This is a genomic window from Streptomyces atratus, from assembly GCF_040655115.1.
GTDB lineage: Bacteria > Actinomycetota > Actinomycetes > Streptomycetales > Streptomycetaceae > Streptomyces > Streptomyces atratus_D.
On sequence record NZ_JBFAJH010000020.1, the window covers coordinates 113,249 to 119,283 of the forward strand.

The 6,035-nt window shown below is 72.2% G+C and carries 4 protein-coding genes; all 4 read left to right on the plus strand.

Features of this window, described 5'->3' with window-relative positions; all coding sequences use genetic code 11:
- The first annotated feature begins 15 nt into the window (after positions 1-15).
- The 4 genes from AB0I23_RS22370 to AB0I23_RS22385 all read left to right on the plus strand — a co-directional run bounded on the left by AB0I23_RS22370 (position 16) and on the right by AB0I23_RS22385 (position 5,794).
- Positions 16-1,089 carry a nitronate monooxygenase gene (locus tag AB0I23_RS22370; RefSeq protein WP_359111616.1) on the plus strand — a complete coding sequence of 358 codons (1,074 nt, stop codon included), beginning with the start codon at positions 16-18 and terminating at the stop codon, positions 1,087-1,089.
- On the plus strand, positions 1,086-1,832 hold the full coding sequence (locus AB0I23_RS22375) for a 16S rRNA (uracil(1498)-N(3))-methyltransferase (protein ID WP_359111618.1): 747 nt from the start codon (positions 1,086-1,088) through the stop codon (positions 1,830-1,832). The genes AB0I23_RS22370 and AB0I23_RS22375 overlap by 4 nt, the downstream gene beginning before the upstream one ends.
- A 73-nt stretch (positions 1,833-1,905) precedes the next feature.
- Positions 1,906-2,475, plus strand: a complete 570-nt coding sequence (locus tag AB0I23_RS22380; protein ID WP_359111620.1) for a hypothetical protein — start codon at positions 1,906-1,908, stop codon at positions 2,473-2,475.
- 79 nt (positions 2,476-2,554) lie between these two features.
- Entirely contained in the window at positions 2,555-5,794 is a 3,240-nt protein-coding gene (locus AB0I23_RS22385; protein WP_359111622.1) for a S41 family peptidase, read from the plus strand.
- Positions 5,795-6,035 lie beyond the last annotated feature (241 nt).

Consider the following 6,035-nt stretch of genomic DNA (forward strand, 5'->3'; position numbering starts at 1 on the left):
TGACACGATGCGGTCATGTCATCCGCGTTGACCGATCTCTGTCGGTATCCGGTCGTGCAGGCCCCGATGGCGGGCGGTGTGTCCTGTCCGCAGCTCGTGTCGGCTGTCGCCGAAGCCGGGGGGCTCGGCTTCCTGGCCGCCGGGTACAAAACGGCGGACGGCATGTACAACGAGATCAAACAGCTGCGCGGAATGACCGGTCAGCCGTTCGGCGTCAACCTCTTCATGCCGCAGCCGAACCTTGCCGACCCGAGCGCGGTCGAGGTGTACCGGCACCAGCTCGCCGGTGAGGCCGCCTGGTACGAGACCCCGCTCGGTGACCCGGACTCCAGTGGTGACGACGGCTACGAGGCCAAGCTCGCGATCCTCCTGGAGGACCCCGTTCCGGTGGTCTCCTTCACATTCGGCTGCCCCACCCGCGACGCCCTCGACGCGCTCGCCCGAGCCGGCACGTACACCGTCGTGACGGTCACCTCGCCCGAGGAGGCGCAAGCCGCCCAGTGGGCGGGCGCCGACGCGATCTGTGTCCAGGGTGTCGAGGCGGGCGGCCATCGGTCCACCCACCGCGACGACCCGCAGAACGACGGCATCGGCATCGGGCTGCTCACCCTGGTGGCCCAGGTCCGTGAGACCGTCCAGCTGCCGCTCATCGCGTCCGGCGGCATCATGCGCGGCTCGCAGATCGCGGCGGTCATCGCGGCGGGCGCGGAGGCGGCGCAGCTCGGCACGGCATTCCTGATCTGCCCCGAGTCCGGCGCCCATCTGCTGCACAAGCAGGCGCTGACCAACCCGCTGTTCGTACGGACGGCCATGACCCGGGCGTTCTCCGGGCGTCCAGCCCGCGGCCTCGTCAACCGTTTCGTGCGCGAGCACGGACCGTACGCCCCCGCCGCGTACCCGCAGGTGCACCATGTCACCAGCGGGCTGCGCAAGGCCGCGGCCAAGGCCGGGGACGCACAGGGCATGGCCCTGTGGGCGGGCCAGGGCCACCGCATGGCACGCGAGCTGCCGGCCGGCCGGCTGGTCGAGCTGCTCGCCGAAGAACTGGACGCCGCACGCGCGGCACTGAGCACAAGGAGCACGCAGTGACCGCACCGGTCTTCGTCGTCGAACAGGTCCCCGCCGGGCCCGAGTTCGTCCTGGACGGTCCCGAGGGGCGGCACGCCGTTTCGGTCAAGCGGCTGCAGGCCGGTGAGGACGTCGTCCTGACGGACGGTCACGGCCGGTGGACGGAAGGGGTCGTGCGGGCCGCCGAGGGCAAGGACCGGCTCGTCCTGACGGACCTCTGCACGGTCCACGAGGAGCCCCGGCCCACGCCCCGTATCACCGTGGTCCAGGCGCTCCCCAAGGGCGACCGCGGCGAGGTCGCCGTCGAGACGATGACGGAGACCGGCGTCGACGCGATCGTGCCGTGGCAGGCCTCGCGCTGCATCACCCAGTGGAAGGGCGAACGCGGCCTCAAAGCCCTGGCGAAGTGGCGGAACACGGCCCGCGAGGCGGGCAAGCAGTCGCGCCGGGTGCGGTTCCCTGAGGTGACGGACGCACTGACGACCAAACAGGTTGCCGCATTTCTGGCCACAGCCGACTTCGCAGCCGTCCTGCACGAGGACCGGGGATACGACAGCGAGCCGCTGGCCACCGTCGGACTGCCCGCAGGGGGCGAGATCGTGCTGGTCGTGGGCCCCGAGGGCGGTGTCTCACCCGAGGAACTGGCCGCCTTCGCCGAGGCGGGCGCCCGGACCTGCCGGCTCGGCCGGAGCGTCCTGCGCACCTCGACGGCGGGCACGGCGGCGGCGGCGCTGCTGCTGGGGCGCACCGGCCGCTGGGCGTAACCCCGTACAACATGTCCGGTGTGGCTGCAAGCGGTCTACCGCACGGAGGGAGAATGGTGGGACGCTGCCATTTATGGGGACATTAAACGCATCGAGTTCATGGGGTCGCGGCCGGACCCATCGCATTCCGGCCGTACTGTGCCTCGTCGGTGCGGCGGTCGCGGGGGCCGTCGCCTGTGAGCCGATGGACGGGCTGAACTCCGCGTCCGTCGCCCTGACCACCGACCGGACCGGCACCGGGGCGCTGGAGCGCAAAGGGGTCGATGTGCAGTGGCTGAACTGCACGGCCGAGGTCGAGGGCGGCGGTACGACGCAGTCCTCGACCTCACCGTCCGCGTCCGTGCGGCAGGTGGCGCAGGTCGACTGCCGCGGACGGACCGTGGACGGCAAGGACATCACGCTCGCCGGCAAGGTCACGAAGGAAGTCAACGGACTTTGTGTACGGGGTGACTTGACCGGGAAGGTCGGCGACAGGGTGGTCCTGCGCGCCCATGTGCTCGGCAACTGCGACACCGCCTCCTCGACCGGCCGCGTGACATCGCCGACGGGCGGTGCCGGTGGTGGAAAAGGCAGTGGCGGTGGCGGTGCCCGGCCGACCGTGACCGTGACCGTGACCGTCACCGGGTATCCCCAGGGCAAGTGAGTGCGTCCGACACAAAGGCGGGGACGGACTCCGGCCAACCCCGTTCCTCGGAACGCGACCGCGGCCTAGGGTGATCGGTGTGACACAGCCTGCCTATCTCCGGTATCCCCATGCCCAGGGCGAATTGATCGCCTTCACCGCCGAGGACGATGTCTGGCTGGCGCCGCTCGACGGCGGCAGGGCCTGGCGGGTCAGCGCCGACAACCGGCCCGTCAGCCAGCCGAGGATCTCGCCCGACGGCACCCACGTCGCGTGGACATCCACCCGCGACGGTGCCCCCGAGGTGCACCTCGCTCCCGTCGACGGAGGCCCTTCGAAGCGGCTGACCTACTGGGGCGACGCGCGGACCGCCGTACGCGGCTGGACCCCCGACGGCGACGTCCTGGTCACGAGCACCCAGGGACAGGTGTCCCTGCGCCGCAGTTGGGCCCGGGCCGTCCCGGTCGACGGCGGTCCCGCGCGGACCCTGCCCTACGGGCCGGTCGGCTCCCTCGCGTACGGACCCGGCGGGCGGGTCCTGCTGCTCTCCGCCACCATGGGGCGCGAGGCCGCGACCTGGAAGCGCTACCGGGGCGGTACGGCGGGCAAGCTGTGGATCGAGGAAGCGACCGGGGGCGAGTCCGCGGCGGAGTTCGTACGGATCCACGCGGACCTCGACGGGAACATCGAATGCCCGCTGTGGGTGGGTGACCGTCTCGCGTTCCTCTCGGATCACGAAGGCACGGGTGCGCTCTACTCCTCGTTCGCCGACGGCTCCGACCTGCGGCGGCACACGGGGATCGACGGCTTCTACGCCCGGCACGCCACCACCGACGGCACCAGGGTCAGCTACGCCTCGGCCGGTGAAATCTGGCTGCTCGACGACCTGGACGGTGCCGAGCCCCGCCGGCTCGACATCCGCCTCGGAGGCCAGCGCGCGGACCTGCAGCCGCATCCCGTGCACGCCGGGAGTCACCTCGACTCGGCGTCCCCGGACCGCACCGGACGCGGCAGCGCCGTCGGAACGCGCGGAGCCGTCCACTGGGTCACCCACCGCGAGGGCCCGGCCCGCGCGCTCGCCGCCGAACCCGGTGTACGGGCCAGGCTGCCCCGTACCTTCCAGGCCGACGGCGATCAGCACGTCGTCTGGGTCACCGATGCCGAGGGCGACGACGCCCTGGAGTGCGCACCCGCCGGGGGGACCGCGCCCGGCACCGTCCCGCGCAGGCTTGCCGCGGGCCGGCTCGGCAGGGTCCTCGACCTCGCGGCGGCACCCGACGGCAGCCGGTTCGCCGTCGCCTCGCACGACGGCCGGATCGTGATCGTCGAGCGGGAGAGCGGCGAGATCCACGAGGTCGACCGATGCGAGAACGGCGACGCCTCCGGCCTCGTCTTCTCGCCGGACTCCTCCTGGCTCGCCTGGTCGCACCCCGGACCCGTACCACTGAGCCAGCTCAAGCTCGCCCACCTCGCCGACCTGTCGGTCGCCGAGGCCACCCCGCTGCGCTTCCGGGACTACTCGCCGGCGTTCACCGTCGACGGCAAACACCTCGCCTTCCTCTCCGAGCGCGCCTTCGACCCGGTCTACGACACGCACGTCTTCGACCTGTCCTTCGTCGGCGCCTGCCGCCCGCACCTGCTGACGCTCGCCGCCACCACGCCGTCCCCCTTCGGCCCGCAGCGGCACGGCCGCCCCACCGAGAAGGAGAAGGGCTCGGGCGACGGTGACCACGACAACCCGACCGCGCTGCCCGTCACCCGGATCGACCTGGACGGGCTCGCCGACCGGATCGTGCCGCTGCCCGTCGAGGCCGCCCGCTACTCCTCGCTGCGCGCGGCGAAGGACGGGCTGCTGTGGCTCCGTCACCCGGTGACCGGGGTGCTCGGTACGGCAGCGGCGACACCGGACGCCCGGGGGCCGGAGACCGTGCTGGAGCGGTATGACCTGGAGAAGCTGCAGAGCGACGAACTCGCCTCCGACGTCAGCCGGTTCGCCGTCAGCGGCGACGGCAAGCGGCTCGTCCTGCACACCGGGGGCAAGCTGCGGGTCGTACCGTCCGACAGCCGCGTCCCGGCGGGCTCCGGCGACGACCACGACGGAGGGAGCGACAGCAGCGTCACCGTCGACCTGTCCCGGATCCGCCGGACCCTCGACCCGGCCGCCGAGTGGCGCCAGATGTACGACGAGGCGGGGCGCGTCATGCGCGACAACTACTGGCGGTCCGACATGGGCGGCACCGACTGGGAGGGGGTCCTCGACCGTTACCGGCCGGTGCTGGCCCGCGTCGCCACCCACGACGACCTCGTCGACCTGCTGTGGGAGGTGCAGGGGGAGCTCGGCACCTCGCACGCGTATGTGACCCCGTCCGGTGGCTGGCGCGACGACGCGACCCGGCAGGGGCTGCTCGGGGCGGACATCTCCCGCGCGGACGACGGCCGTTGGTGCATCGACCGGATCCTGCCGTCCGAGACCTCCGACCCGGCGGCCCGCTCGCCGCTCGCCGCTCCCGGGGTCGCGGTGCGGGCGGGGGACGCGATTCTCGCCGTCGACGGTCAGGAGGTCGACCCGCTGACCGGTCCCGGGCCGCTGCTCACCGGCTCTGCGGGCAAGCCGGTCGAACTGACCGTCGCGCCGGTGGACGGGGGCGACTCGCGCCATGTCGTCGTCGTACCGACCGCGGACGAGGAGCCGTTGCGGTACCACGCGTGGGTCGCGGACCGGCGGGCGTACGTGCACGAGCAGTCCGGCGGCCGTCTCGGCTACCTCCATGTCCCCGACATGGTCGGTTCCGGCTGGGCGCAGCTCCACCGCGACCTGCGGATCGAAATGGCCCGCGAGGGGCTGGTGGTCGACCTGCGCGAGAACCGCGGCGGCCACACGTCGCAGCTGGTGGTGGAGAAGCTGGCCCGCCGGATCGTCGGCTGGGTCCGCCCGCGCGGCATGCAGCCGTACAGCTACCCCGGGGACGCGCCGCGCGGACCGGTGGTGGCGGTGGCGAACGAGTTCTCCGGTTCGGACGGCGACATCGTGAACGCGGCGATCAAGGCGCTGGGGATCGGACCGGTCGTCGGTACGCGGACGTGGGGCGGCGTGGTCGGCATAGACAGCCGGTACCGGCTGGTCGACGGCACGCTGGTCACCCAGCCCAAGTACGCGTTCTGGCTTGAAGGGTACGGCTGGGGTGTGGAGAACCACGGGGTGGACCCGGATGTGGAAGTCGTGACGGCGCCACAGGATCATGCGGCGGGGCGGGATCCGCAGGTGGACGCGGCGATCCGGATCGGGATGGAGGGGCTGGCGAGGACGCCGGCCAAGGGGGCGCCCGCGATGCCGGAGTAGACGCCGGAGCAGAGGCGGGGTGCGGGTGCGCTCGCGGTGCGCCCGTTCCCCGCCCGCCTCCACCCGAACCGGGGCCCGACCCCCGGACCCACGCTCCTCGCACGCCGCGGCGGTTGGATCGTCGACGGTTCGATCGTCGCAGGGGCGGGGTCAGGAACTGCTCTCGACTAAGTGTCCATGAGTGTCCTTCAGGTGTCACGAGTGTCGTATGATCTGGTGTATGAACCTGACGGAATGGGCG